At 68.0% G+C, this 22,486-nt stretch carries 16 protein-coding genes; 7 read left to right on the forward strand and 9 right to left on the reverse strand.

All coding sequences use genetic code 11. The annotated features are described in order from the left end of the window. Window positions 1-2: 2 nt before the first annotated feature. The 6 genes from pbpC to prpB all read right to left on the reverse strand — a co-directional run bounded on the left by pbpC (window position 3) and on the right by prpB (window position 13,575). Window positions 3-2,375, reverse strand: a complete 2,373-nt coding sequence (gene pbpC, locus IFT63_RS09990; RefSeq protein WP_192083989.1) for a penicillin-binding protein 1C — start codon at window positions 2,373-2,375, stop codon at window positions 3-5. Between the two features lie 46 nt (window positions 2,376-2,421). After that, window positions 2,422-7,356 (reverse strand): alpha-2-macroglobulin, encoded by a 4,935-nt coding sequence (locus tag IFT63_RS09995; RefSeq protein ID WP_192083990.1) that lies wholly within the window; start codon window positions 7,354-7,356, stop codon window positions 2,422-2,424. A 146-nt stretch (window positions 7,357-7,502) separates the two neighbouring features. Then, the gene (gene prpF, locus IFT63_RS10000; RefSeq protein ID WP_192083991.1) at window positions 7,503-8,687 is read right to left on the reverse strand and encodes a 2-methylaconitate cis-trans isomerase PrpF; all 1,185 of its coding nucleotides are present in this window, start codon (window positions 8,685-8,687) and stop codon (window positions 7,503-7,505) included. 36 nt (window positions 8,688-8,723) lie between these two features. After that, window positions 8,724-11,339, reverse strand: coding sequence for a Fe/S-dependent 2-methylisocitrate dehydratase AcnD (gene acnD / locus IFT63_RS10005; RefSeq protein ID WP_192084201.1), 2,616 nt, complete (start codon window positions 11,337-11,339; stop codon window positions 8,724-8,726). 157 nt (window positions 11,340-11,496) lie between these two features. After that, complete coding sequence (gene prpC / locus IFT63_RS10010; protein ID WP_192083992.1) at window positions 11,497-12,654, reverse strand: 2-methylcitrate synthase; 1,158 nt, start codon at window positions 12,652-12,654, stop codon at window positions 11,497-11,499. Between the two features lie 30 nt (window positions 12,655-12,684). Beyond that, a complete protein-coding gene (prpB, locus tag IFT63_RS10015; RefSeq protein WP_191771850.1) occupies window positions 12,685-13,575 on the reverse strand; it encodes a methylisocitrate lyase in 891 nt (296 codons plus the stop codon). A 153-nt stretch (window positions 13,576-13,728) separates the two neighbouring features. Here prpB and prpR point away from each other — a divergent pair, with 153 nt between their 5' ends. Continuing rightward, window positions 13,729-15,318, forward strand: coding sequence for a propionate catabolism operon regulatory protein PrpR (gene prpR, locus IFT63_RS10020; protein ID WP_192084202.1), 1,590 nt, complete (start codon window positions 13,729-13,731; stop codon window positions 15,316-15,318). Between the two features lie 149 nt (window positions 15,319-15,467). Here the strand turns inward: prpR and IFT63_RS10025 are convergent, their stop codons facing one another. Both IFT63_RS10025 and pdxH read right to left on the reverse strand, forming a co-directional pair. Next, complete coding sequence (locus IFT63_RS10025; RefSeq protein ID WP_192083993.1) at window positions 15,468-15,935, reverse strand: DoxX family protein; 468 nt, start codon at window positions 15,933-15,935, stop codon at window positions 15,468-15,470. Window positions 15,936-16,069: 134 nt separating this feature from the next. Continuing rightward, complete coding sequence (gene pdxH, locus IFT63_RS10030) at window positions 16,070-16,669, reverse strand: pyridoxamine 5'-phosphate oxidase (RefSeq protein WP_192083994.1); 600 nt, start codon at window positions 16,667-16,669, stop codon at window positions 16,070-16,072. Window positions 16,670-16,708: 39 nt separating this feature from the next. Between pdxH and IFT63_RS10035 the strand changes: the two genes are divergently transcribed. After that, window positions 16,709-17,536: a kinase gene (locus IFT63_RS10035; protein WP_042613486.1), complete on the forward strand. Its 828-nt coding sequence runs from the start codon at window positions 16,709-16,711 to the stop codon at window positions 17,534-17,536. A 26-nt stretch (window positions 17,537-17,562) separates the two neighbouring features. On the opposite strand, the gene IFT63_RS10040 is transcribed toward IFT63_RS10035, so the two are convergent. After that, the gene (locus tag IFT63_RS10040; protein ID WP_042613487.1) at window positions 17,563-17,766 is read right to left on the reverse strand and encodes a dodecin family protein; all 204 of its coding nucleotides are present in this window, start codon (window positions 17,764-17,766) and stop codon (window positions 17,563-17,565) included. A gap of 98 nt (window positions 17,767-17,864) precedes the next feature. Between IFT63_RS10040 and IFT63_RS10045 the strand changes: the two genes are divergently transcribed. The 5 genes from IFT63_RS10045 to mdtD all read left to right on the forward strand — a co-directional run bounded on the left by IFT63_RS10045 (window position 17,865) and on the right by mdtD (window position 22,465). Next, complete coding sequence (locus IFT63_RS10045; protein ID WP_192083995.1) at window positions 17,865-18,407, forward strand: shikimate kinase; 543 nt, start codon at window positions 17,865-17,867, stop codon at window positions 18,405-18,407. Beyond that, a complete protein-coding gene (aroB, locus tag IFT63_RS10050) occupies window positions 18,404-19,516 on the forward strand; it encodes a 3-dehydroquinate synthase (protein ID WP_192083996.1) in 1,113 nt (370 codons plus the stop codon). Before IFT63_RS10045 ends, aroB begins: the two co-directional genes overlap by 4 nt. A gap of 88 nt (window positions 19,517-19,604) precedes the next feature. Continuing rightward, window positions 19,605-19,844 carry a WGR domain-containing protein gene (locus IFT63_RS10055; protein WP_042613490.1) on the forward strand — a complete coding sequence of 80 codons (240 nt, stop codon included), beginning with the start codon at window positions 19,605-19,607 and terminating at the stop codon, window positions 19,842-19,844. A gap of 54 nt (window positions 19,845-19,898) precedes the next feature. Beyond that, window positions 19,899-20,972 carry a uroporphyrinogen decarboxylase gene (hemE, locus tag IFT63_RS10060; protein ID WP_057508719.1) on the forward strand — a complete coding sequence of 358 codons (1,074 nt, stop codon included), beginning with the start codon at window positions 19,899-19,901 and terminating at the stop codon, window positions 20,970-20,972. A gap of 95 nt (window positions 20,973-21,067) precedes the next feature. Then, window positions 21,068-22,465: a multidrug transporter subunit MdtD gene (gene mdtD, locus IFT63_RS10065; RefSeq protein WP_152620622.1), complete on the forward strand. Its 1,398-nt coding sequence runs from the start codon at window positions 21,068-21,070 to the stop codon at window positions 22,463-22,465. Window positions 22,466-22,486 lie beyond the last annotated feature (21 nt).

Below are 22,486 nucleotides of genomic sequence, written 5' to 3' on the forward strand. Positions count from 1 at the left end.
CCTCAACGCACCACGTTGAACCGCACCTGGGTCCAGGCCCCATCGCTGGCCAGTGCGGTCAACGTATGCCGTCCCGGCTGTCCGAAGCGCTGACTGAAAGGCTGGGCGCCGCGGGTGCGGGCGATCCAGCGCCCATCCAGCAACCAGTCGATGTCGTGCTCGCTGCCGAGCGCGCGCAGCTGCAGGCGCACGCCATCGACGGCACCCGGCGCGCGCGCCACCGACGCCCCGTCGTTGAGCCCGTCGATGTGCAGGGCGATGCTGGCCTGGCGCCCGTCGTCGCGGCAATCCGGCGCCAGCGCAGGCAATTGCGAGGCCGCACGTGCCGCCTGCGGCAACCACGGTGACAGCAGCGCCGGCCAGCGCGCGACCTCGCGGTCTTCCACCGCGTGCGGCGCAGTGCAGTCGGCGGACAGGCGCAGGCCACTGTGCGGGTCGGCCTGGTAGCGCTGCCGGCCCGGCTGCCAGCGCCGCGCATCGCGCTCGGCGAAGGTCGGCGGCACGTTGCCGTCGAGCAACCATGCAGTCAGTCGCCGCTGGCACAATCCATCGGGCAGTTCGCTGGCCAGGCCACCGGTAGGCCAGCACACATCGCCCTGGCTGACGCTGGCCGGGCGCGGCGGTGGGGCGCTGGCACGGCCCTGCCGCGGCAGGCTGTCGACCACCTCGAACATCAGCGGCAGTGCAGTCACCGCACCGTACTGTCCCGGCAACGGTGTGCCATCCGGCCGCCCTACCCAGACTCCCACGGTGTACTGCCGCGTGCTGCCGATCGCCCACGCGTCGCGGTAGCCGTAGCTGGTGCCGGTCTTCCACGCCACCCGCGGCCGGCCCCCAAGGTCGAAGGTATCGGTGCCCTGCCCGGGGCGCGGATTGGCTTCCAGCATTTCGCGCACGATCCACGCTGCCCCCGGCGACACCAGCCGGCGATCCAGCACCGGATCCGAATCGGTGTAGCGCACGCGGCCGGCGATGCCATCGCGGTTCAATGCCGCGAAGGCACCGACCAGGTCCTCCAGCCGCGCGCCGGTGCCGCCCAGGATCAGCGACAGATTGGGCGAGCTTCCGCGTGGAAAGCGCAGCTGGATCCCGGCATGCGACAGCCGCGCGGCGAAGCGCGCCGAACCGACCCGGTCCAGCAGGTCCACCGAAGGCACGTTGAGCGAAAGGCGCAGTGCGGTGGCTGCGCTCACCGGGCCATTGAAGGCCTCGTCGAAGTTGCCGGGGCGGTAGCCGCCGAAACTCTGTGGTGCATCCACCAGCAGGCTTTCGGAGTGGATCAGCCCGTCATCCAGCGCCATCGCGTACAGGAACGGCTTGAGCGTGGAACCCGGCGAGCGCCAGGCCTGCACCATGTCCACGTGGCCCAGCCGCTGGCGGTCACCGAAGTTCAGCGTGCCGACGTAGGCGCGTGCCTGCAGGGTCTGGTTGTCGACCACCAGCAGCGCCGCCGACGTCCGCTCGGGCAGCGTGGAGAAGTAGCTGGAAAGCCGGCCCTCCAGCGTGCGCTGCAGGTCGATGTCGATGCTGCTTTCAATGCGTGGCTGGCCCGGTTGCGCGGCATGCAGGCGCTGCGCCAACAAGGCGGCATGCAGCGGCGGGCGCAGCGAACGGGTGACCACCGTTTCCACCCGCGCATCCTCCACCTCTTCGGTGGACCAGCGCCCCAGCGAGGCCATTCGTGCCAGCACCTTGTCACGTGCCTGCTGCGCTGCCTGCGGGTGGCGGTCCGGACGCAGCCGGCTGGGTGCCTGCGGCAATACCGCCAGCAGCGCAGCCTCGGCGTGCGACAGCTGCGCCGCCGGTTTGCCGAGGTAGGCCCAGCTGGCCGCTTCTACGCCCTCGATGGTGCCGCCGTAGGGCGCGCGTTCCAGGTACAGGGTCAGGATCTCGCGCTTGGACAGATGCGCTTCCAGTTGCAGCGCGCGCAGCATCTGCTTGGCTTTTCCCCAGGGTGTGCGCGTGTGCGGGTCGAGGATGCGCGCCACCTGCATGGTCAGCGTGGAGCCGCCCGACACGATGCGCCCCTGCCCCAGCATCTGCGTGCTGGCCCGCACCAACGCGACCGGGTTGACGCCGGGATGGCGCCAGAACCAGCGGTCCTCGTAGCCGAGCAGGGCCTGCAGGTACAACGGGGAAACCTGATCCACCGAGGCCGGGTAGCGCCACACGCCTTCGGCGTCGGCGAACGCGCGCAGCGGACTGCCATCGCGCGCGACCACCAGCGTGCTGGTATCGCGCTGCTTCGGCAACGGCGGCGGGAACGCCAGGTCCAGCAGCAGCACCGCCAGCAGCACCACCGCGGTGCCCCAGCGCAGCCACGGCCACAACGGCCGCAGGTTGCGCCGCAACCGGTGCAGGCCGCGGTTGATCACCGGCGGCCCCGTGGGCAGGCCGCCGCGTGGCGGCCCGCCCGTCGGCTCACGGTTGCACCACCGTGATCGTGCTCGGGTTGCTGCGGCCGACGCCGCGCAGCTGCGGACGGTACATGTCTTCCACCAGCGACGGCGGCACCGTGTAGGTGCCCGGGGTGACCGCGCGCACCAGGTAGAACAGCGTCGCCTTGCTGCCGCGCGACAGGTTCAACGCCGCCACGTAGCGGTCGTCGCGGAACTCTTCGTGCTTCACGTCGGCGGCGTCGCCACGTGAACTGATGCCGATACCGTCCACCACCACGTCGGCCCACTGCTTGGCATCACCGAGGTTGAAATTCTCGATCTCCAGCCCGGCCGGCAGCAGGTCGGTCAGCAGGGCATCGGGCATGCTGCTGTCCGGGGTGACGGTGACGCGCACGATCAGCGCCTCGCCTTCCTTCAGCGGACGCGGCGTCCACGGCTTGCCGTCGGTGCCGAACCAGCTGCGCTCCACCCCGATCACGCTGTTGTCCGGCGCCGGCGCGGTGCGCGGAATGCCCGCCACGTCGATGCTGGCGAACATCGGCGGCTCGCCGGCGGGCGCGAAGCGCACGCCACTGACCAGCTGCGCGGCATCGAAGCTGCGGCCGAACAGGCGCCGCTCGCCGATGCTTTCGGTCTGCGCGCCGATCACCAGCTCACCGGCCACCAGCTTCTTCTGGTTCGCGGCCAGCGCCTTGCCCAGGCGGGCGATGGCCACCTGTTCCTGGGTGCTCAACCACATCCAGCCACGATTGCGGCGCGTATCCAGCTCGCGCCCCAGATCCACCGAACGCGCATCCCAGGCCGGTTTGGCCAGGTTGTGCTCGTGGGTCAGCGCGATCATCAGCGCGTCATCGCGGATCGCGCTGCCGTAGTCGCCGAAGTACGACGGCCGTTCGCTGCTCGGCTTGGCGAAGCCGGCCGTGATGGCCGCTTCTCCGCGCTTGCGGTCGCCCTGCAGCGACAACGCCACGCCCAGGTGGACCAGCGGCAGGCCGCCGATGGCCTTGGCCCGTTCGTTGTCATACAGCGTACGCAGCGTGCCCAGCGGGGCGCGGTTGACCCGTGCCAGCACGTAGCCGGAGTAGGCCTGGTTGGCGAACTTCAGGTTGTCGCGACGGTCCTGGCCGTAGAACTGGTTGCCGCCGGACAGCAGGTCCTCGCTGAGCCGGTTCAACGCCTTCTGCAGCACGTTGTCGGGCACGGCGAAACCGGCATCGCGGGCATCCAGCAGGAACTCGGTGATGTACGGCGTCAGCCACGGATTGACGTAGCCGTCGTCGCCCCACATTGAGAAGTTGCCGTTGGCCACCTGCATCGAGGCCAGGCGACCGAAGGCCCCTTCCATGCGCTCGCGGCGCACCTTGGCATCCAGCCCGTCGGCGCCGAGCATGGCCGAGGTGGCCTGGTCCAGGATCAGTGCGGCGTAGCCCTTGCTGGTGGTCTGTTCGGCACAGCCGTACGGATAGTTCAGCGCGCCCTGCAGCGCGCTGGCAAACGGGATCGGCGGCAGCGGGCTGACCAGCAGGCGCGCGGTCACCGATTCCGGCATCAGGCCGTCCAGCAGGCTGCCATCCAGGCTGACCGCGGCCAGCGGATCCAGCGTGCGCACCTGCGAACGCAGCACCTGCGGCCACGCCGCACGCACCGGCAGATCGTAGCGGCGATCGGCCTTGAAGCCGTTGCCGTCCACCCGTACCCGCACCTTGGCCACGCTGTGCCCTTCGCGCGCACTCACCGGGAAACTGAGCGTGCTCTTGGCATCGGTCGCCAACTGGATGGAACGCGTGCCCTCGGCCAGGCTCAGCGGGCCTTCGGTCTCCACCCGCACGTTGAACTGGCCCGGCTTGCCGGTGAAGTTCTGCACGTCCAGGGTGACCGTGCTGCGGTCGCCCGGGGCCAGCACGCGCGGCATGCTGGCTTCGGCCAGCAGCGGGGCACGGACGACGGTCTCCACATCGCGCTTGCCGTAACTCTCATCGGCATACACCAGCGCCGACACCCGCAGCGTGCCGTTGAAGTCCGGCACCTTCAGCCGGACCCGGGCATTGCCCCTGGCGTCGAGCTTCACCGGCCCGGTGAACAGGTCCACGGTCTGCACCCGCGCCGTCGGCCGCTTGGCCTGCGGCAGCGCCGCCAGCGCCATGTCGCCACCGAACTTCAGCTTGCCGCTGCTGCCGTCGAAGCTCTCGATGACGCGGCTGTAGATGTCATAGGCATCGATGCCCAGCCGGCGCTGCGCGAAAAAGTGCGCGGCCGCGTCGGGCACCGGGAAGCGGGTGATGTTGAGGATGCCCACGTCCACCGCGGACACGGTCACGTGCGCGACCTTGCCGGCCAGCTGCGGCACGCTCACGGTGACCGGAAGGTCCTGTTCCGGACGCATCTGCCTGGGCGCCACCAGGCCCACGGCCACCGTGCGCGCCTTGCGATCCATCGGCACGTGCACCACGCCTACCGCGCGTGCCGGGGTCACCTTGCTCGGTGCGCTGCCGCCACGGAACACCAGCGCGGTGATGTACACATCGTGGCGCTCCCAATCAGCAGTGACCGGGATCTTGAAGGTGCTGCCCGGCTTGGCGTCGATATCCTGCACGTAGATCATGCGATCGGTTTCCACCATCAGCAGGCCACGGCCTGCGTGCGGCGGCGTCACCGTCACTTCCAGCGTGTCGCCGGCCTTGTAGCCGGTCTTGTCCAGGCCCAGCTTGACCTTGTCCGGGCGCGCATCCAGGCCACGGTTGTCATCACCCCAGCTCCAGCCGGCACGGAACGGGTAGCGGCTGGTCAGGCCGGTGGCCGGATCGAACACATCCACCCGGTACTCGCCCCACTCCACCGGCACGTCGAAGGCCACCGCGCTGGTGCCGGCATCGACGGTACGGGTGTCCTTGTTCTCGAAACGACGGGTGAAATCGTAGTCCCAGCGATTGTCGTTGAACGCCCAGTGGTAGTCGCGAAGCTCGCGTACCAGCGTTACCTTCAGCCCCTTGGCGGGCTGCGGCGTGCCGGCCGCATCCACGCGCATCAGCTCGAAGCGCGCGGTGCCGTTGGCATCGGCGCCATCGTCCGGGTTGAACAGCGGGCGCACGCCGACCAGCGCCGCGGCCGGCCACATCACCCGCTTGAGGGTGCGATTGACCGTGCGTCCACCGCTTTCATACAGGCTGCCCGACAGCACCACCGCCACCGGGGTCTTCGCCTTGGCGGCTTCTTCCGGCAGGTCCACATCCTGCTTCAGCCTGCCATCGGCCGGCAGCGTGGTATCCACCACATCCTTGGCTTCGCGCGGCAAGCTCACCGTCGGGTCGCCGAAGAAGTAACCCGGCAGGCCTTCCACCGGCTTTTGTTCCACCGCCACCGCCAGGCGCGCGGTGAAACGATTGCCATCGGCCGGTGCGCCATACAGATAGGCACCGTCGGCCTGCAGGCGCAGTGCATCACCGGGTTTGAGGCTCTTCTGTGCGCTGTCCAGGTCCAGCTTCATCCGCTCAGGCAGGAATTCTTCGATGCGCAGGGTCATGCCCTGGATCGCTTCCTTGCTGGCCGGATCGGTGCGGAACTCGACCTGCCAGCGGCCGGTCGGCGCATCGGCCGGGATCAGCTGCTCGAAGTTGAAGTACCCCTGTTCGCCGGGCTGCAGCTGGGTCTCGCGGAAAATCTTGCCATCGGGCTGCTTCAGCCGCAGGAACACCGGCTGGCGTGCCTTGGCATCCTTGCCCGGTGCCACCGGCTTGCCATCGTTGTCGCGCAGCAGCGCGGACAGCCGCACGGTCTCGCCGGGACGGTACAGGTCACGCCCGGACCAGGCGAACACATCGAACCAGGCGTTGTCCCGACCGGCCACCGCGAACTCGCTCAGGTCCAGCGCAGGCTGGTTGAACGGCAGGAAGCTGGTGTCCTTGCCGCTGCCGGCGACCAGCACGTGACCGGCATCCAGGGTGTAATCCAGCAGCGCGTTGCCATTGCCGTCGGTGCTGCCGCGCAGGACCACTTCGCCCTTGCCGTCCAGCACGCGCACGTCCACCTTCTTCAGCGGCGCACCGTCCTTCAGCGAGGCGGTGTGGACGAACAGCTTGTCCTTGTAGGCCCGGGTATGCAGGCCGATGTCGCTGACGCTGAAGAACGCCGTATCGAACTCACCATCAAAGGCACCGGTGCGCTTGAGCACGGCGAAGTACAGCCCCGGCTCCTGCAACTCCTTGATGTCCTGGGTCGGCAGGTAGGTCAGCACGCGCTCGTTCTGCTTGCCGCCCAGGATGAAGCGGTTGACGTAGACCGGCTCGGCCAGGCGGCTGATCGGCGTGCGTTCGCTGTAGTCGCTGTCCAGTTCCCAGCTGCCGCGGCGGCCGCCGCGCTGGTACTGGCTGAAGAAGGTCGGCAGTTCCTTTTCGCGCACGCGCAGGAACTCCACGTCCACTTCCGGCACGTTGACCGACACCACCGGCAGGCCGCGGCTGTCGCGCGCCGGCAGCACGCTGCCCTGCGAGGCGAAGCCGGCAACCGGGGTCAGCTCGCCGCTGAACACCTTCTGCCGCAGTTCCTTGCCCAGCCGGCTGCCGTCGGCGGCCAACAGGTCGGCCGACACCACCAGCGAGTATTCCTTGGCGGCTTCCACGAACGGGTAGCGCAGGGTCTTGCCGTCGTCGGACAGGGTCCAGCTGCTGTCATCGGTACCGACCTTTTCCTCGAAGCGCACCAGCGCATCGAAGTCCTGGGTACCGACCAGCGGGCGCGAGAACTCCAGCGCCAGCGACAGTCCATCGTTCTTCTGGTCCGGGTAGGCGCGCAGCAGGGCGAACTCGGTCACCTGCTCGGCCTTGGCGGTGATTGCCTCGCCGCTGGCGGCGGGCAGCTGCCCGCTGTCATTGCGGTTGCAGCCGGCCAGGCCGGCCAGCAGGCTTCCCGCCACCAGGGCTGCCGCCCATCCCCACTTCCGAAGCCGCAGCGGACCGGTCATGTCGTCACTCCTTGAACAAGGCGTGCATTATGCCGTCAGATCCTTGACGGCGGGGGTACTCTTGGTGGGTGACGACCGTTGGTCGTCACGCTGCTGCTGCCTTGGGCTGTGACGACCAACGGTCGTCACAGCCCAAGGCATTCGGGTCAAAGGGTATCGGCGGGGACGCGTACGCTGCCTTCCATCAATACCCGGGCGCTGCGGCTCATGATCGCCTTGGTCACGGTCCACTGCCCGTCCACGAGCGCCGCCTCGGCGCCGACCCGCAACGTGCCCGAAGGATGACCGAACACCACCGAGGTGCGCGGCCCGCCGCCTGCGGCGAGGTTGACCAAGGTGCCCGGAATCGCCGCGGCAATGCCGATGGCGACCGCGGCGGTGCCCATCATCGCGTGATGCAGCTTGCCCATCGATAGCGCCCGCGCATGCAGGTCGATCGACGCGGCGGCAATCGCCTTGCCACTGGACGAAACAAAGTCCTGCGCCGGAGCCACGAAGGCGACCTTCGGCGTGTGCTGGCGGGTAGCCGCCTGTTCGATGCGCTCGATCAGCCCCATGCGCACCGCCCCATGCGCCCGGATCGCCTCGAAGCGCTCCAACGCGGCGCGGTCTTCATTGATGGCCGGCTGCAGTTCGGTGCCGGTGTAGCCCAGGTCGGCGGCGTTGAGGAAGATCGTCGGGATGCCGGCGGTGATCATGCTCACCGTGAAGGTACCCACACCGGGCACCTCCAGTTCATCGACCAGATTGCCGGTGGGGAACATCGCGCCGCCGTCCTGGTCGTCTGAAGGGTCGAGGAATTCCAGCTGGATCTCCGCCGCCGGGAAGGTCACCCCATCCAGCTCGAAATCGCCTATCTCCTGCACCTGGCCATCGCGCATCGGCACGTGGGCGATGATGGTCTTGCCGATGTTGGCCTGCCAGATGCGCACGGTGCACAGCCCATCGCGCGGCACCCGTGCCGGATCGATGAAACCGTTGCTGATGGCGAACGGGCCGACCGCCGTGCTCAGGTTGCCGCAGTTGCCGCTCCAGTCGACAAAGGCGGTATCGATCGACACCTGGCCGTACAGGTAGTCTACGTCGTGGTCCGGCACCGAGGCCGCCGAAATGATCACGCACTTGCTGGTACTCGACGTCGCCCCGCCCATGCCGTCGGTGTGCTTGGCATACGGATCGGGCGAACCGATCACCCGCATCAGCAGCGCATCGCGCGCCGGGCCAGCAACCTGCGCGGCGAGCGGAAGATCCTGCAGGCGGAAGAACACGCCCTTGCTGGTACCACCGCGCAGGTAGGTAGCAGGAATGCGGAGCTGCGGAAGAAAGGTCATGGGGTCAATCCAGCAAGAAGAGGGTCGGCGAGATCGTCATGCAACCTGCGATGCCTCCAGGAAGTCCTGCGCGAAGCGCTGCAGCACGCCGCCGGCCTCGTAGATGGACACTTCCTCGGCGGTATCCAGCCGGCAGGTCACCGGCACCATCAGCTGGCTGCCGTCGCGGCGGTGGATGACCAACGTCAGCTCCGCACGCGGCAGCCGCGCACCGGTCACGTCGAAGGTTTCGGTGCCGTCGATGCCCAGCGTCAGGCGGGTCACGCCCGGCTTGAACTCCAGTGGCAGCACGCCCATGCCGATCAGGTTGGTGCGATGGATGCGTTCGAAGCCTTCGGCCGCGATGGCTTCCACGCCCGCCAGGCGTACGCCCTTGGCCGCCCAGTCACGTGAACTGCCCTGCCCGTAGTCGGCACCGGCGATGATGATCAGCGGCTGCCGACGCAGCATGTAGGTTTCGATCGCCTCCCACATGCGCATCACCTGGCCTTCGGGTTCCACGCGGGCCAGCGAGCCCTGCTTCACCGCCCCGTCGACCACGGCCATTTCGTTGATCAGCTTCGGGTTGGCGAACGTGGCACGCTGCGCGGTGAGGTGGTCACCCCGGTGCGTCGCATAGGAATTGAAGTCCTCTTCCGGCAGTCCCATCTTCGCCAGGTACTCGCCGGCGGCGCTGCTGGCCAGGATCGCGTTGGACGGCGACAGATGGTCGGTGGTGATGTTGTCGCCCAGCACCGCCAGCGGACGCATGCCGCTGAGGTTGCGGGCACCGGCCAGCGCGCCCTCCCAGTAAGGCGGGCGGCGGATATAGGTGCTCTGCGGACGCCATGCGTACAACGGACTGATCGGCGCGCCATGCTCCACCTTGAAGGTGAACATCGGGTCGTAGACCTTGCGGAACTGCTCCGGCTTCACGCTGGCCTTGACCACCGCGTCGATCTCCTCATCGCTCGGCCACAGGTCCTTCAGGGTGATCGGGTTGCCTTGCGCATCGACGCCCAGCGCGTCCTTTTCGATATCAAAGCGCACGGTGCCGGCGATCGCATAGGCCACCACCAGTGCCGGCGATGCCAGGAACGCCTGCTTGGCATAGGGGTGGATACGGCCATCGAAGTTGCGGTTGCCCGACAGCACCGCCGTGGCGTACAGGTCACGGTCGATGATCTCCTGTTGGATCACCGGGTCCAGCGCGCCGCTCATGCCATTGCAGGTGGTGCAGGCGAAGCCGACGATGCCGAAGCCTAGCTGCTCCAGCTCACCGAGCAGACCGGCCTCTTCCAGGTACAGCTGTACCGCCTTGGAGCCCGGTGCCAGCGAGCTCTTCACCCAGGGCTTGCGGGTCAGCCCGGCACGGTTGGCATTGCGCGCCAGCAGTGCCGCACCGATCACGTTGCGTGGGTTGCTGGTGTTGGTGCAGCTGGTGATGGCGGCGATGATCACCGCGCCATCCGGCATCAGCCCACCGGCCTGCTCGACCTTGCCGGAGGCCAGCTTGGCTTCATCGGCGATGCCGCGCGCGGCCAGTTCACTGGTGGCAACGCGCTTGTGCGGGTTGGACGGGCCGGCCATGTTGCGCACCACGCTGGACAGGTCGAACTGCAGTACGCGCTCGTACTGCACCTGGGCCAGGTCATCGGCCCACAGGCCCGCGGCCTTGGCATAGGTTTCCACCAGCTGCACCTGGGGTTCTTCGCGGCCGGTCAGGCGCAGATAGTCCAGGGTCTGCTGGTCGATGGAGAACATCGCCGCTGTGGCGCCGAACTCCGGCGTCATGTTGGAAATGGTGGCGCGGTCGCCGATGCTCAACGCGCTGGCGCCTTCGCCGAAGAACTCGATCCACGCGCCGACCACCCGGGCCGCGCGCAGGAACTCGGTCAGCGCCAGCACGATATCGGTGCAGGTGATGCCCGGCTGCGGGCGACCGGTAAGTTCCACGCCGATGATGTCGGGCAGGCGCATCCACGAGGCGCGGCCGAGCATCACGCTCTCCGCTTCCAGGCCACCGACGCCGATGGCGATCACGCCCAATGCATCCACGTGAGGGGTGTGGCTGTCGGTGCCCACGCAGGTATCCGGGAAGGCCACGCCGTCGCGCACCTGCACCACCGGCGACATCTTCTCCAGGTTGATCTGGTGCATGATCCCGTTGCCCGGCGGGATCACGTCCACGTTCTTGAAGGCCTTGCGGGTCCAGTTGATGAAGTGGAACCGGTCTTCGTTGCGACGGTCTTCAACGGCACGGTTGCGCTCGAAGGCGGCCTTGTCGAAGCCGGGATGTTCCACCGCCAGTGAATGGTCGACGATCAGCTGGGTCGGCACTACCGGGTTGATCTGCGCCGGGTCACCGCCGGCATCGGCGATGGCATCGCGCAGGCCGGCCAGGTCCACCAGCGCGGTCTGGCCAAGGATGTCATGGCAGACCACGCGGGCCGGGAACCACGGGAAATCCAGGTCCTGGCGGCGCTCGATCAGCTGCCGCAGCGAGGCTTCCAGGGTCGCAGGGTCGCAGCGGCGCACCAGGTTTTCGGCCAGCACGCGCGAGGTATACGGCAGCGTGGCGTAGGCGCCGGGCTGGATCGCATCGACCGCCTCGCGCGTGTCGAAATAGTCCAGCGCGGTGCCGGGGAGGTTCTTGCGGTACGACTGGTTCATCAGGGGGCTGGTCATGGCTGGCTCTTGGACTATGGCGGGCCGGGCGTCGCGTCACCGGCAGGGACGGCGTTGCGAGGCCACGACGGAACCGGGACGGCATCGCCGTCCCGCTCCGCACGGCACCACGGCACCCTGCGCGAGGATGCCGGGTCATGCATCAGGCGCGCTTGTCGATGGGCACGAACGCCTGGTCTTCCGGGCCGGTGTAATTGGCACTGGGGCGGATGATCTTGCCATCGATGCGCTGTTCGATGATGTGCGCGCTCCAGCCGGAGGTGCGCGCGATGACGAACAACGGGGTGAACATCGCCGTCGGCACGCCCATCATGTGGTAGCTCACCGCGCTGAACCAGTCCAGGTTCGGGAACATCTTCTTGATGTCCCACATCACCGTTTCCAGGCGCTCGGCGATGTCGTACATCTTCATGCTCGACTGTTCTTCGGACAGTTCGCGGGCCACGTCCTTGATCACCTTGTTACGCGGATCGGACACGGTATACACCGGGTGGCCGAAGCCGATCACCACTTCCTTGCGCTCCACGCGCGCCTTGATGTCCGCCTCGGCTTCATCCGCGCTGTCGTAGCGCTTCTGCACCTCGAACGCCACTTCGTTGGCGCCGCCGTGCTTGGGACCGCGCAGCGCGCCGATGCCGCCGGCAATGGCGCTGAACATGTCGCTGCCGGTGCCGGCGATCACGCGGCAGGCGAAGGTCGAGGCATTGAACTCGTGCTCGGCATACAGGATCAGCGAGGTATGCATCGCCTTGACCCACGAATCCTGCGGCTTTTCGCCGTGCAGCAGGTGCAGGAAATGGCCGCCGATGGAGTCATCGTCGGTTTCCACGTCGATGGCGCGGCCGTTGTGGCTCCAGTGGTACCAGTACAGCAGCATCGACCCCAGGCAGGCCATCAGCTTGTCGGCGATGTCACGCGCGCCGGGATGGTGGTGGTCGTCCTTTTCCGGCGAAACGCAGCCCAGCACGGACACGCCGGTGCGCATCACGTCCATCGGGTGCGCCGACGGCGGCAGCTCTTCCAGCGCGGCCTTGACCGCTGCCGGGATGCCGCGCAGCGACTTCAGTTTGGCCTTGTAGGACACCAGCTCGGCGCGGGTCGGCAGCTTGCCGTGCACCAGCAGGTGGGCGATTTCCTCGAACTCGCTGGTGGTGGCCAGGTCCAGGATGTCGTAGCCACGGTAGTGCAGGTCGTTGCCACTGCGGCCGACGGTGCACAGCGCGGTGTTGCCGGCAGCGGTGCCGGACAGGGCGACGGACTTCTTCGGCTTGAAGGTCGGGGTGGCGGTCGTATCGTTCATGGTTTTCCTCCCGGAAATCGTGGCAGCAGGTTACTTCCTGGCGGCGAACAGCGCATCGAGCTGCTGCTCGAAGGCGTGGTAGCCAATCCGGTCGTAGAGTTCATTGCGGGTCTGCATGGCGTCCACCACGTTGCGCTGGTGGCCGTCGCGGCGCACCGCTTCGTACACGCTCTCGGCGGCCTTGTTGGCCGCGCGGAAGGCCGACAGCGGGAACAGCTGGATGGCCACGCCGGCCGAAGCCAGCTCGTCACGGCTGAACAGCGGGGTGGCGCCGAATTCGGTGATGTTGGCCAGCACCGGAACCTTCACCGCATCGACGAAGCGACGATAGGTATCCAGGTCGTAGGCGGCTTCGGCGAAGATGCCGTCGGCACCGGCCTCCACGCAGGCGATGGCGCGTTCGATGGCCGCATCCACGCCGTCGACCTGGATGGCATCGGTGCGCGCGATCAGGAAGAAGTCCGGATCAGTCTTGGCATCGGCAGCGGCCTTGACCCGGTCCACCATCTCGCCCTGCGAGACGATCTCCTTGCCCGGGCGGTGGCCGCAGCGTTTGGCTCCGACCTGGTCTTCGATATGGCAGGCGCCGGCGCCGGCCTTGATCAGCGACTTCACCGTGCGCGCGATGTTGAAGGCGCTCGGCCCGAAGCCGGTATCGATGTCCACCATCAGCGGCAGGTCGCAGACATCGGTGATGCGGCGCACGTCGATCAGCACGTCTTCCAGGGTGTTGATGCCCAGGTCCGGCAGGCCCAGCGAACCGGCGGCGACGCCACCGCCGGACAGGTAGATGGCGCGGTAACCGGCGCGTTTGGCCAGCAGCGCATGGTTGGCGTTGATCGCACCGATCACCTGCAGCGGTGATTCGGCAGCCAGAGCCTGGCGGAAGCGGGCGCCGGCGGAAACAAGGGAAGCAGTCATGCAGCAATCCTGTCAGGGGTCACCCCATACAGCGCAAAGAGCGTGCCAACCTGCAAGTCATTGATCCAGCTGTGTTGGGGACGCCTGGCACTGAAACGTATGAAACATTGAAACAGATGTATCATGAAACACCCCCTGCGACCGCGACACCCCATGTACGTGCCCCGCCATCCCGACAGCCCCGGCGATACCGATCCCACCCAGCCGGTGATCTGGACAGTGAGCGTGTCCCGGCTGACCGGGCTGCTGGGCGATGTCATACCCGAATTCGACCGCCGCGCCCGCATCGAGCAGATCAACCTCGGCTTCGAGGATGCCGTGGCGGTGATCAACCAGCGGCTGCGCCAGGAACACTGCGATGTGGTGATTGCCGGCGGTTCCAATGCCGCCTGGCTGCGCAGCCGGCTGGACGTGCCGCTGGTGCCGATCCAGGCCAACGGCTTCGACCTGATGGAAGCGCTGGCACGCGCACGCCGCATCGCCCCGCGCATCGGCCTGGTCACCCATGCCAGCGACGTGCCGACCTTCGGCAGCTTCCAGGACAGCTTCGGCCTGCAGATCGAACACCGTCGCTTCGTTACCCGCGAAGACGCGCGCGACTGCATCGCCGACCTGCGCGCCAATGGCATCGAAGTGATCGTCGGCACCGGCATGGCCATCGACCACGCCGAAGCAGCCGGGCTGCAGGGCGTGCTGCTGTATTCGGCCGATTCGGTTCGCCAGGCCTTCGAACATGCACTGGAGCTGACCCACACGCTGGCGCGTTCGGGCAGCCGCCGGCTGCCGGTGCGGCAACGTCGCGGCAGCCGCGCCGGCCAGGGCACGGCACTGCTCGGCGACAGCAGCGCGATGGCCGAGGTCCGCCAGCACATCGCGCTGTACGCCCCGCATGACAGCACCGTGCTGGTCAGCGGCGAGACCGGCACTGGAAAGGAGCTGGTGGCGCGCCAGCTGCATGCCGACAGCGGTCGGCGCGGCCGCTTCGTCGCGCTGAACTGCGGGGCGATCAGTGAATCGCTGCTGGAATCGGAACTGTTCGGTTACAGCGATGGCGCCTTCACCGGCGCCCGCCGTGGTGGACGTATCGGGCTGGTCGAAGCATCCGACGGCGGCACGCTGTTCCTGGATGAGATCGGCGAGCTGCCGTTGCCGCTGCAGACCCGCCTGCTGCGCGTACTGGAAGAACGCGAAGTGCTGCGCGTGGGCGCCACCGAGCCCACGCCGGTCAACCTGCGGGTAGTCGCCGCCACCCTGCAGTCGCTGGAGCAGCGCGTGCAGGCGGGGCAGTTCCGCCGCGATCTGTACTACCGGCTGGCGACGTTGCGCATCGTGATGCCACCGCTTCGCGCGCGACGCGGCGACATCGCCCTGCTGGTGCACCACTTCTTCCAGCAACTGCGTGGCATTGATGCCCCGCTGGACGACGCCGCGATGGCGCTGTTGAGCGCAGCGCCGTGGCCCGGCAACGTGCGCGAACTGCGCAATCTGGTCGACCGCCTGCGCATCCATTGGCAGCCTGCCGAAGGCAGGATCGATGCGTCCAGGTTGCTGTCACTGGCGCCGGAACTGGCGCACGACCCGGCCTCCTCGACTACTCTGCAGCCCGCTGCCGGACGCCCGTCCAGCGCGCAGCTGCAGCAGCTGCTGGCGACCCACCGCAACGATCGCGAGGGCATGGCGCAGGCGCTGGGAATTTCGCGCACCACGCTGTGGCGCTGGCTGCGCGCAGCGGGGCTGGGGTGAGTGGCTGCGAGGGCTGACGACCAGCGGCCGTCACCACCGGGATCCAGGGTAGCGCCGAGCCATGCTCGGCGAGCGCAGCGGCGTGACGACCAACGGTCGTCACCCACCAAACCAAGGGCTGACGACCAACGGTCGTCACCCGCCGCGTCCTACCGCCGCCGAGCCCAGCGCGCATCAAGCGCGAAACGTCCGCTCCCGGCCTGCGCCAGCCACAGCAGCAGCACTGCCAAGGGCACCTCGGTCAGATAGAAGAACCAGCTCAGCCAATCCAGCACGCCCAGTCCGCCAGGGATGCGTGCGATGCCATCGGTCAGCGCGGCCACCACGCAGATGGCCGCCAGCAACACCGCTGACGGACGACTGAGCAGGCCGACCACCAGCAGGGCCCCGGCCACCCATTCGATCGCGCCGAGCACCGGGGCGCTCAGCCCCGGCCACGGAATGCCCGCCTCATGCAACGTTGCCACCATGCGGTCGCGGCCTGGCACGGTGAACAGCTTGTTCCAGCCAGACACGCTGAACATCACACCTGCGACCACACGGGCGGCCAGCATCAGCCACGCCTCCAGCCCGACACGCAACGGGGCAACGGACCACATCCGGCGCAGAACTTCCATCCCGACTCTCCTTCCTGAAAAGAACGCGAGGCTGCGACGGCTCGCCCTGCCGGTACCTGAAGCAGCCGCCGGACGGGGCCTGCGGCAATGCGTAGCGACATGCAGATCACGTCACGGCACGCACAGCGCGCGCCTCAGGGGTACAGCAGGCGCTTGCTCCAGCGGCCATCGGCTGCCTTCTCATAGCACCAGCGCTCGTGCAGGCGGAACTGCGCGCCGTACCAGAACTCGATGCGGTCCGGCACCACCCGCAGCCCGCTCCAGCCCGCCGGGCGCGGGACGTCCTGGCCATCGAAACGCGCCTCCACCTCGGCGACCCGCGCATCGAATTCCTCGCGTGAATCCAGCGTACGGGACTGGATCGACGCCCACGCACCGATCTGGCTCAAACGCGGGCGCGATGCAAAGTACGCATCGGCCTCGGCATCGCCGACCTGCTCCACCGCCCCTTCGATGCGCACCTGGATGCCGGCCTCGCGCAGGCTGCGCCACAGGAACAGCAGCGCGGCCTGCGGATTGGCCTGCAGCTCACGCCCCTTGTGGCTGTCCAGGTGGGTATAGAACACGAAGCCACGTGCATCGAAGGCCTTCAGCAATACGGTGCGCGCGGAGGGGCGCCCGGAGGTATCGGCGCTCGCCACGGTCATCGCGTTGGGCTCGATCTCGCTGCCCTGCCGGGCCTCGTCGAACAGCGCGGAGAAGGTGGACAACGCTTCGTTGTAGAGATCGCTCATGACACGTCATTCCGGAAGGGATTGGGCTATTGTGGCGGCATGAAGGCGAGTGCGTACACGACCACGACGAAAGGATTCCCGGACACATTGGCCGAGCAGGCGCTCGATGACGCGCTGGCCAGCGGCGCGCAGGTCCCGGTATTGGCCATCAGCGGCCTGCAGGGCAGCGGAAAATCGACGCTGGCCGCGCAGGTCGTGGACCGTGCGAAGGCACGTGGCCTGCGCGCTGCGACGCTGTCGGTGGACGATGTCTACCTGACCCGCGGCCAGCGCCAGCGGCTGGCGCGCGATGTGCATCCGCTGCTGGTCACCCGCGGTCCACCCGGCACGCATGATCTGCCGCTGGCGCACGCGGTGCTTGATGCAGTGATCGCGCGCGCGCCCACCGCACTGCCACGCTTCGACAAACTGGCCGATGAACGGCTGCCCCCGGCACGGTGGCAGGCCCTGGATGCACCACTGGACCTGCTGGTGTTCGAAGGCTGGTTCCTGGGTACCCCGGCGCAGCCGGCCGACGCACTGCAGGAACCGCTCAACGCGCTGGAACGCGAAGCCGACCCGGACGGTCGCTGGCGGCGCTGGTGCAACCAGGCACTGGCCGATCACTACGCGCCACTGTGGCAGCGCTGTGACCGGCTGTGGTTCCTGCAGCCACCGGATTTCGCGGTGGTGCCGCGCTGGCGCTGGCAGCAGGAACAACACCTGCAGGCCGCCCAGCCCGGACGCAGCGGCATGACCCGCCCGCAGCTGGAGCGCTTCGTCCAGTACTACGAACGGGTCAGCCGCCAGGCCCTGCGTACACTGCCGGCGCTAGCCGACCGGGTCATCGCGCTGGACGCCGAGCGCCGCATCATCGAGGTCCGCTGAGTCGCGACCGCCCGGGACCGGAGCCTTCACTCCACCAGGAAGGTGACCTTCAGGCTGACCCGCCACTCGGTGATCTCGCCGTTGCCGCTGGTGACCACCTTGGTCTCGTTGATCCACGCGCCCTGGATGTTTTTCACGCTCTCGGCAACCTTCTTCAGGCCGCTGCGTACCGCATCCTCGACACTGGTCTTGGACGAGGCATTGATTTCGATGACCTTGGCGACCGACATGGCTGCTGCTCCGGGTGGCGCGCGGGGAAGTCCGCGCCGGCCAAGGCTGGGCCGTGGAGGCGTAAAGGGATGTCACGGAGGTGTTAGCATCACAGGGCATGAATCCAGCACCGAACCTGATCCTGATCGGCCCCATGGGGGCCGGCAAAACCTGCATCGGCCGTCGCCTCGCCGAGCGGTTCACGCTGGACTTCATCGACCTGGACCAGGTCATCGTCGACAACGCCGGCGCCAGCATTCCCACCCTGTTCGAACTGGCCGGCGAAGCCGGCTTCCGCCAGCACGAGCGCCAGGCCCTGCAGCAGGTGCTCGCCGGCCATGGCCAGCTGGTGTCCACCGGCGGCGGCGCGGTGCTGGATGCGGGCAACCGCGAGGCGATCGCCGCGCATGGCTATGTGGTCTACCTGCGGGTCAGCGTGGCCGCCCAGCTGGAACGCCTGGCACGCGACAAAGGCCGCCCGCTGCTGCAGCGGCCGGACCGCGAACAGGTGCTGCAGGACCTGGCCTACCATCGCGATCCGCTGTATCGGCAGCTGGCCGACCTCACCCTGGACACCGACCTCTATACCGCTGCCGAAGCCACTTCCCACCTGGTGGTGAAGCTGGCCGCGCGCTGGCAGCGACAGGACCTCATCGCATGACCGATACCCCCCACCTGCATGTCGCCGTCGGCGGTGAGCATCCCTATTCCATCACCATTGGCCCGGGCCAACTGGCTGATGGACCTGCGTTGGCCCGCCATGTGCGCGGCCGCCACGTACTGCTTGTCAGCGACAGCGAAGTCGCCCCGCTGTACCTGGCCGGCGTACGCAGCGCGCTGCTGCAGGCGCGACCGGACCTGAGGATCGGCGAACACGTTCTGCCGGCAGGCGAGGCGTCCAAGAACCTTGCCGAGTTCGGACGCGCCATCGATGCACTGGCCGCGCTGGGCGCCACCCGCGATGCCTGCGTGTTTGCACTGGGAGGCGGCGTAGTCGGCGACCTGTCCGGCTTCGCCGCTGCCTGCTGGATGCGCGGCGTGGACTGCGTCCAGCTTCCCACCACGCTGCTGGCGATGGTCGACTCGTCGGTGGGCGGCAAGACCGCCGTGGACCTGCCCGCAGGCAAGAATCTGGTGGGCGCTTTCCATCCACCGCGCGCGGTGGTCGCCGATACGAACGTGCTGGGCACACTACCGGTGCGCGAGCTGCGCGCAGGGCTGGCGGAGGTGGTCAAGTACGGGGCACTCGGCGATCCGGCGTTCTTCGACTGGCTGCAGCAACACGCCCACGGCCTTGTCGCCGGCGACAGCCGCCTGCTTGCCGAAGCCATTGCGCGCAGCTGCGCGCACAAGGCGGCGATCGTCGAACGCGACCCGCTGGAAAAAGGCGAGCGCGCGCTGCTCAATCTCGGTCATACGTTCGGGCACGCCATCGAAACCGAGCAGGGCTACAGCGCCCCGGGGCGTGATGCGCTCATCCACGGCGAGGCCATCGCGGTCGGCATGGTGCTGGCCGCACGACTTTCCACCGCACTGGGGCGGGCACCGGCGGCCGATGCGGATCGACTCGTCGCCGTGCTGCAGTCGCTGCAGCTTCCCGTGCAGTTGCCGGCGGGCCTGGCGCCGGAATCGCTGCTGAAGCGCATGCGGCTGGACAAGAAGAACGTGGCCGGACGCCTGCGCCTGGTGTTGTGGCGTGGCGTCGGGCAGGCCGAAGTGGTGGCCGACGTACCGGAACAGGACGTGCTGGACGTGCTGGCCGGCGGTTGAGCCGACGCAGCTGTACGCCGGGGAACCCGCCGGTGCGCACCGCCGCCAGCGCGAGCCGCCGGGCGTGGCTCGGCGCTACACTTGCGCCATGCATGCCTTCCTGCAACAACCCGCGATCGGCACCGATGCGCCCCGCTTCCTGCGCCTGACCCTGCTGCCGGACCTGTTCGGCGGCTGGGAACTGCTGCGCGAATCGGGCCGCATCGGCAGCCGCTCGCAGCTTCGACGCGAGCTGTACCTGGAAGAATCCGAGGCCCGCGCGGCCTTCGACAAAGCGCGCGATGCGGAGCTGCATCGGGGCTTTGCGGTCCTCCACTGCAGCCCGTGATCGCCCCATCCCGGAACAGCGCCCCACGCCCTACCGCACAAGGAACACCCTTACGTGACCAGTCCCCTTCGCAACGATCGCCTGCTGCGCGCCCTGCGCCGCGAACCGGTAGACCACACCCCCGTCTGGCTGATGCGCCAGGCCGGCCGTTACCTGCCGGAATACCGCGCCACGCGGGCCAAGGCCGGCAGCTTCCTGGCGATGGCGAAGAACCCGGAGATCGCCTGCGAAGTCACCCTGCAGCCGCTGCGCCGCTTCCCGCTGGACGCGGCGATCCTGTTCTCCGACATCCTGACCATCCCCGATGCGATGGGCCTGGAGCTGTACTTCGTCGAGGGCGAGGGTCCGAAGTTCCGCCATCCGGTCCGCGATACCGCTGCCATCGCCCGACTGGCGGTGCCGGACATGGAGCAGGAACTGCGCTATGTCATGGACGCGGTGCGGGTGATCCGCCGCGAACTGGATGGCCAGGTGCCGCTGATCGGTTTTTCCGGCAGCCCGTGGACGCTGGCCTGCTACATGGTGGAAGGCGGCGGCAGCAAGGATTTCGCGCGCATCAAGGCGATGGCGCTGAACCACCCGCAGGAACTGCATCGGTTGCTGGAGGTGGTGACCGATGCGGTGATCGCCTACCTCGGCGCCCAGCGCGCGGCCGGTGCGCAGGCGCTGCAGGTGTTCGACACGTGGGGCGGTGTGCTGTCCCCGGCGATGTACCGCGAATTCTCGCTGCGCTATCTGCAGCGGATCTCCGCCGAACTCGAACGCGGCCAGGGCAGCGAGCGCACGCCGCTGATCCTGTTCGGCAAGGGGACCGGCCTGCACCTTGAAGCGCTGTCGCATACCGGCGCCGATGCGCTCGGCCTGGACTGGACGCTGGACCTGGACGAGGCCGTGCGCCGTACCGGCGGACGGGTCGCGCTGCAGGGCAACCTGGATCCGACCACTCTGTATGCCAGCCCCGAAGCGATCACCGCGGCGGCCGGACGCGTGCTGGACACCTATGCGGCCGGCAACGGCGGGTCACGCGAAGGCCACGTGTTCAACCTCGGCCATGGCATGTCGCCGGACATGGATCCAGCCAGCGTGCAGGTGCTGGTGGACGCGGTGCACCGGCTCAGTGCGCGCTGACGCTTTTCCCGACGTGGCGGCACGGCGTGCGTTGATCGCGCCATGACCGCCCTTCGGCGATGATGGCGCCTCCTGATCGCGCGGATCCCGGCCCGATGACAGCAAGCTACGCCTCCATCCGTCCCCTGCTGTGGCTGGTGTCGCTGGCGATCTTCATGCAGATGCTGGATTCCACCATCGTCAACACGGCGCTGCCGGCGATGGCGCGCAGCCTGGGCGAAAGCCCGCTGCAGATGCAGTCGGTGGTGTTCAGCTACGCGCTGGCGGTGGCCACCTTCATCCCGGCATCGGGTTGGATCGCCGACCGCTTCGGCACCCGGCGCACGTTCCTGGTCGCGATCATTCTGTTCACCCTCGGGTCGTTGGCCTGCGCCCTGGCGCAGAGCCTGCACCAGCTGGTCGCCGCACGCGTGCTGCAGGGTATCGGCGGGGCCATGCTGCTGCCGGTCGGGCGGCTGGCGGTGATGCGTTCGGTGCCGCGGGAAGATTTCCTGCGCGCGATGAGCTTCATCGCCATCCCGGCGCTGATCGGCCCGCTGATCGGCCCGACGCTGGGTGGCTGGCTGGTCGAAGTCGCCTCCTGGCACTGGGTATTCCTGATCAACCTGCCGATCGGGGTGATCGGTTATTTCGTGGCCATGAAGGTGATGCCCGACCACTACGCCGCCCATCGCAGCCGCTTCGACCTGCGCGGCTATGTGATGCTGGCCTTCGGCATGGTGGTGTTGTCGCTGGCCCTGGATGGCATCTCCGGGATGGGTACTCCGCATGCGCTGGTGATGCTGATGACGGTGGCCGGCCTGGCCGCGCTGGTCGGCTACTGGCTGCACGCGGCCAACTCCACCGCGCCGCTGTTCTCGCTCGCCCTGTTCCGCGTGCCCAGCTACCGCATCGGCATTCTCGGCAACCTGTTCTCGCGCATCGGCAGCAGCGCCATGCCGCTGCTGATTCCGCTGCTGCTGCAGGTTGGCATGGGCATGAGCCCGATGAATGCCGGCCTGATGATGATCCCGGTCGCGGCGGCCGGCATGGTCGCCAAGCGGCTGGCGGTGAAGCTGGTGGAGCGCTTCGGCTACCGCCGCGTGCTGATGACCAACACCGTCCTGGTAGGCATCGCGATGGCCAGCTTCGCGCTGATGTCGCCGGACCAGCCGCTGGGCTGGCGACTGCTGCAGTTGGCGCTGTTCGGCGCGGTCAATTCGCTGCAGTTCACGGTGATGAACACCGTGACCCTGCGCGACCTGGACGTGGGCTTCGCCAGCGCGGGCAACAGCCTGCTGTCGATGGTGATGATGCTGGCGGCCGGCTTCGGCGCCGCTGCCGCCGGCAGCCTGCTGGCGGCCTTCGCGCCACTGGAATCACATGGCGCCACCGCGGCCCTGCACGCCACGTTCCTGTGCGTGGGCGCGATCACGCTGACCTCCACGCTGATCTTCTGGCAGCTGCCCGATACCGGTCCGGAGCCGAAGCAGATCGAGGAAGTCGCCGAATAGGCTGCAGGCGGGGCGATATGG

Source organism: Stenotrophomonas sp. CFBP 13724 (genome assembly GCF_014841975.1).
Lineage (GTDB): Bacteria > Pseudomonadota > Gammaproteobacteria > Xanthomonadales > Xanthomonadaceae > Stenotrophomonas > Stenotrophomonas lacuserhaii.

Bases quoted from the DNA above. Each gene is read 5' to 3' on its own strand.
- IFT63_RS09995 (WP_192083990.1), bottom strand. From the start codon at position 7,356: ATGACCGGTCCGCTGCGGCTTCGGAAGTGGGGATGGGCGGCAGCCCTG.
- prpF (WP_192083991.1), bottom strand. From the start codon at position 8,687: ATGACCTTTCTTCCGCAGCTCCGCATTCCTGCTACCTACCTGCGCGGT.
- acnD (WP_192084201.1), bottom strand. From the start codon at position 11,339: ATGAACCAGTCGTACCGCAAGAACCTCCCCGGCACCGCGCTGGACTAT.
- prpC (WP_192083992.1), bottom strand. From the start codon at position 12,654: ATGAACGATACGACCGCCACCCCGACCTTCAAGCCGAAGAAGTCCGTC.
- prpB (WP_191771850.1), bottom strand. From the start codon at position 13,575: ATGACTGCTTCCCTTGTTTCCGCCGGCGCCCGCTTCCGCCAGGCTCTG.
- prpR (WP_192084202.1), top strand. From the start codon at position 13,729: ATGTACGTGCCCCGCCATCCCGACAGCCCCGGCGATACCGATCCCACC.
- IFT63_RS10025 (WP_192083993.1), bottom strand. From the start codon at position 15,935: ATGGAAGTTCTGCGCCGGATGTGGTCCGTTGCCCCGTTGCGTGTCGGG.
- pdxH (WP_192083994.1), bottom strand. From the start codon at position 16,669: ATGAGCGATCTCTACAACGAAGCGTTGTCCACCTTCTCCGCGCTGTTC.
- IFT63_RS10035 (WP_042613486.1), top strand. From the start codon at position 16,709: ATGAAGGCGAGTGCGTACACGACCACGACGAAAGGATTCCCGGACACA.
- IFT63_RS10040 (WP_042613487.1), bottom strand. From the start codon at position 17,766: ATGTCGGTCGCCAAGGTCATCGAAATCAATGCCTCGTCCAAGACCAGT.
- IFT63_RS10045 (WP_192083995.1), top strand. From the start codon at position 17,865: ATGAATCCAGCACCGAACCTGATCCTGATCGGCCCCATGGGGGCCGGC.
- aroB (WP_192083996.1), top strand. From the start codon at position 18,404: ATGACCGATACCCCCCACCTGCATGTCGCCGTCGGCGGTGAGCATCCC.
- IFT63_RS10055 (WP_042613490.1), top strand. From the start codon at position 19,605: ATGCATGCCTTCCTGCAACAACCCGCGATCGGCACCGATGCGCCCCGC.
- mdtD (WP_152620622.1), top strand. From the start codon at position 21,068: ATGACAGCAAGCTACGCCTCCATCCGTCCCCTGCTGTGGCTGGTGTCG.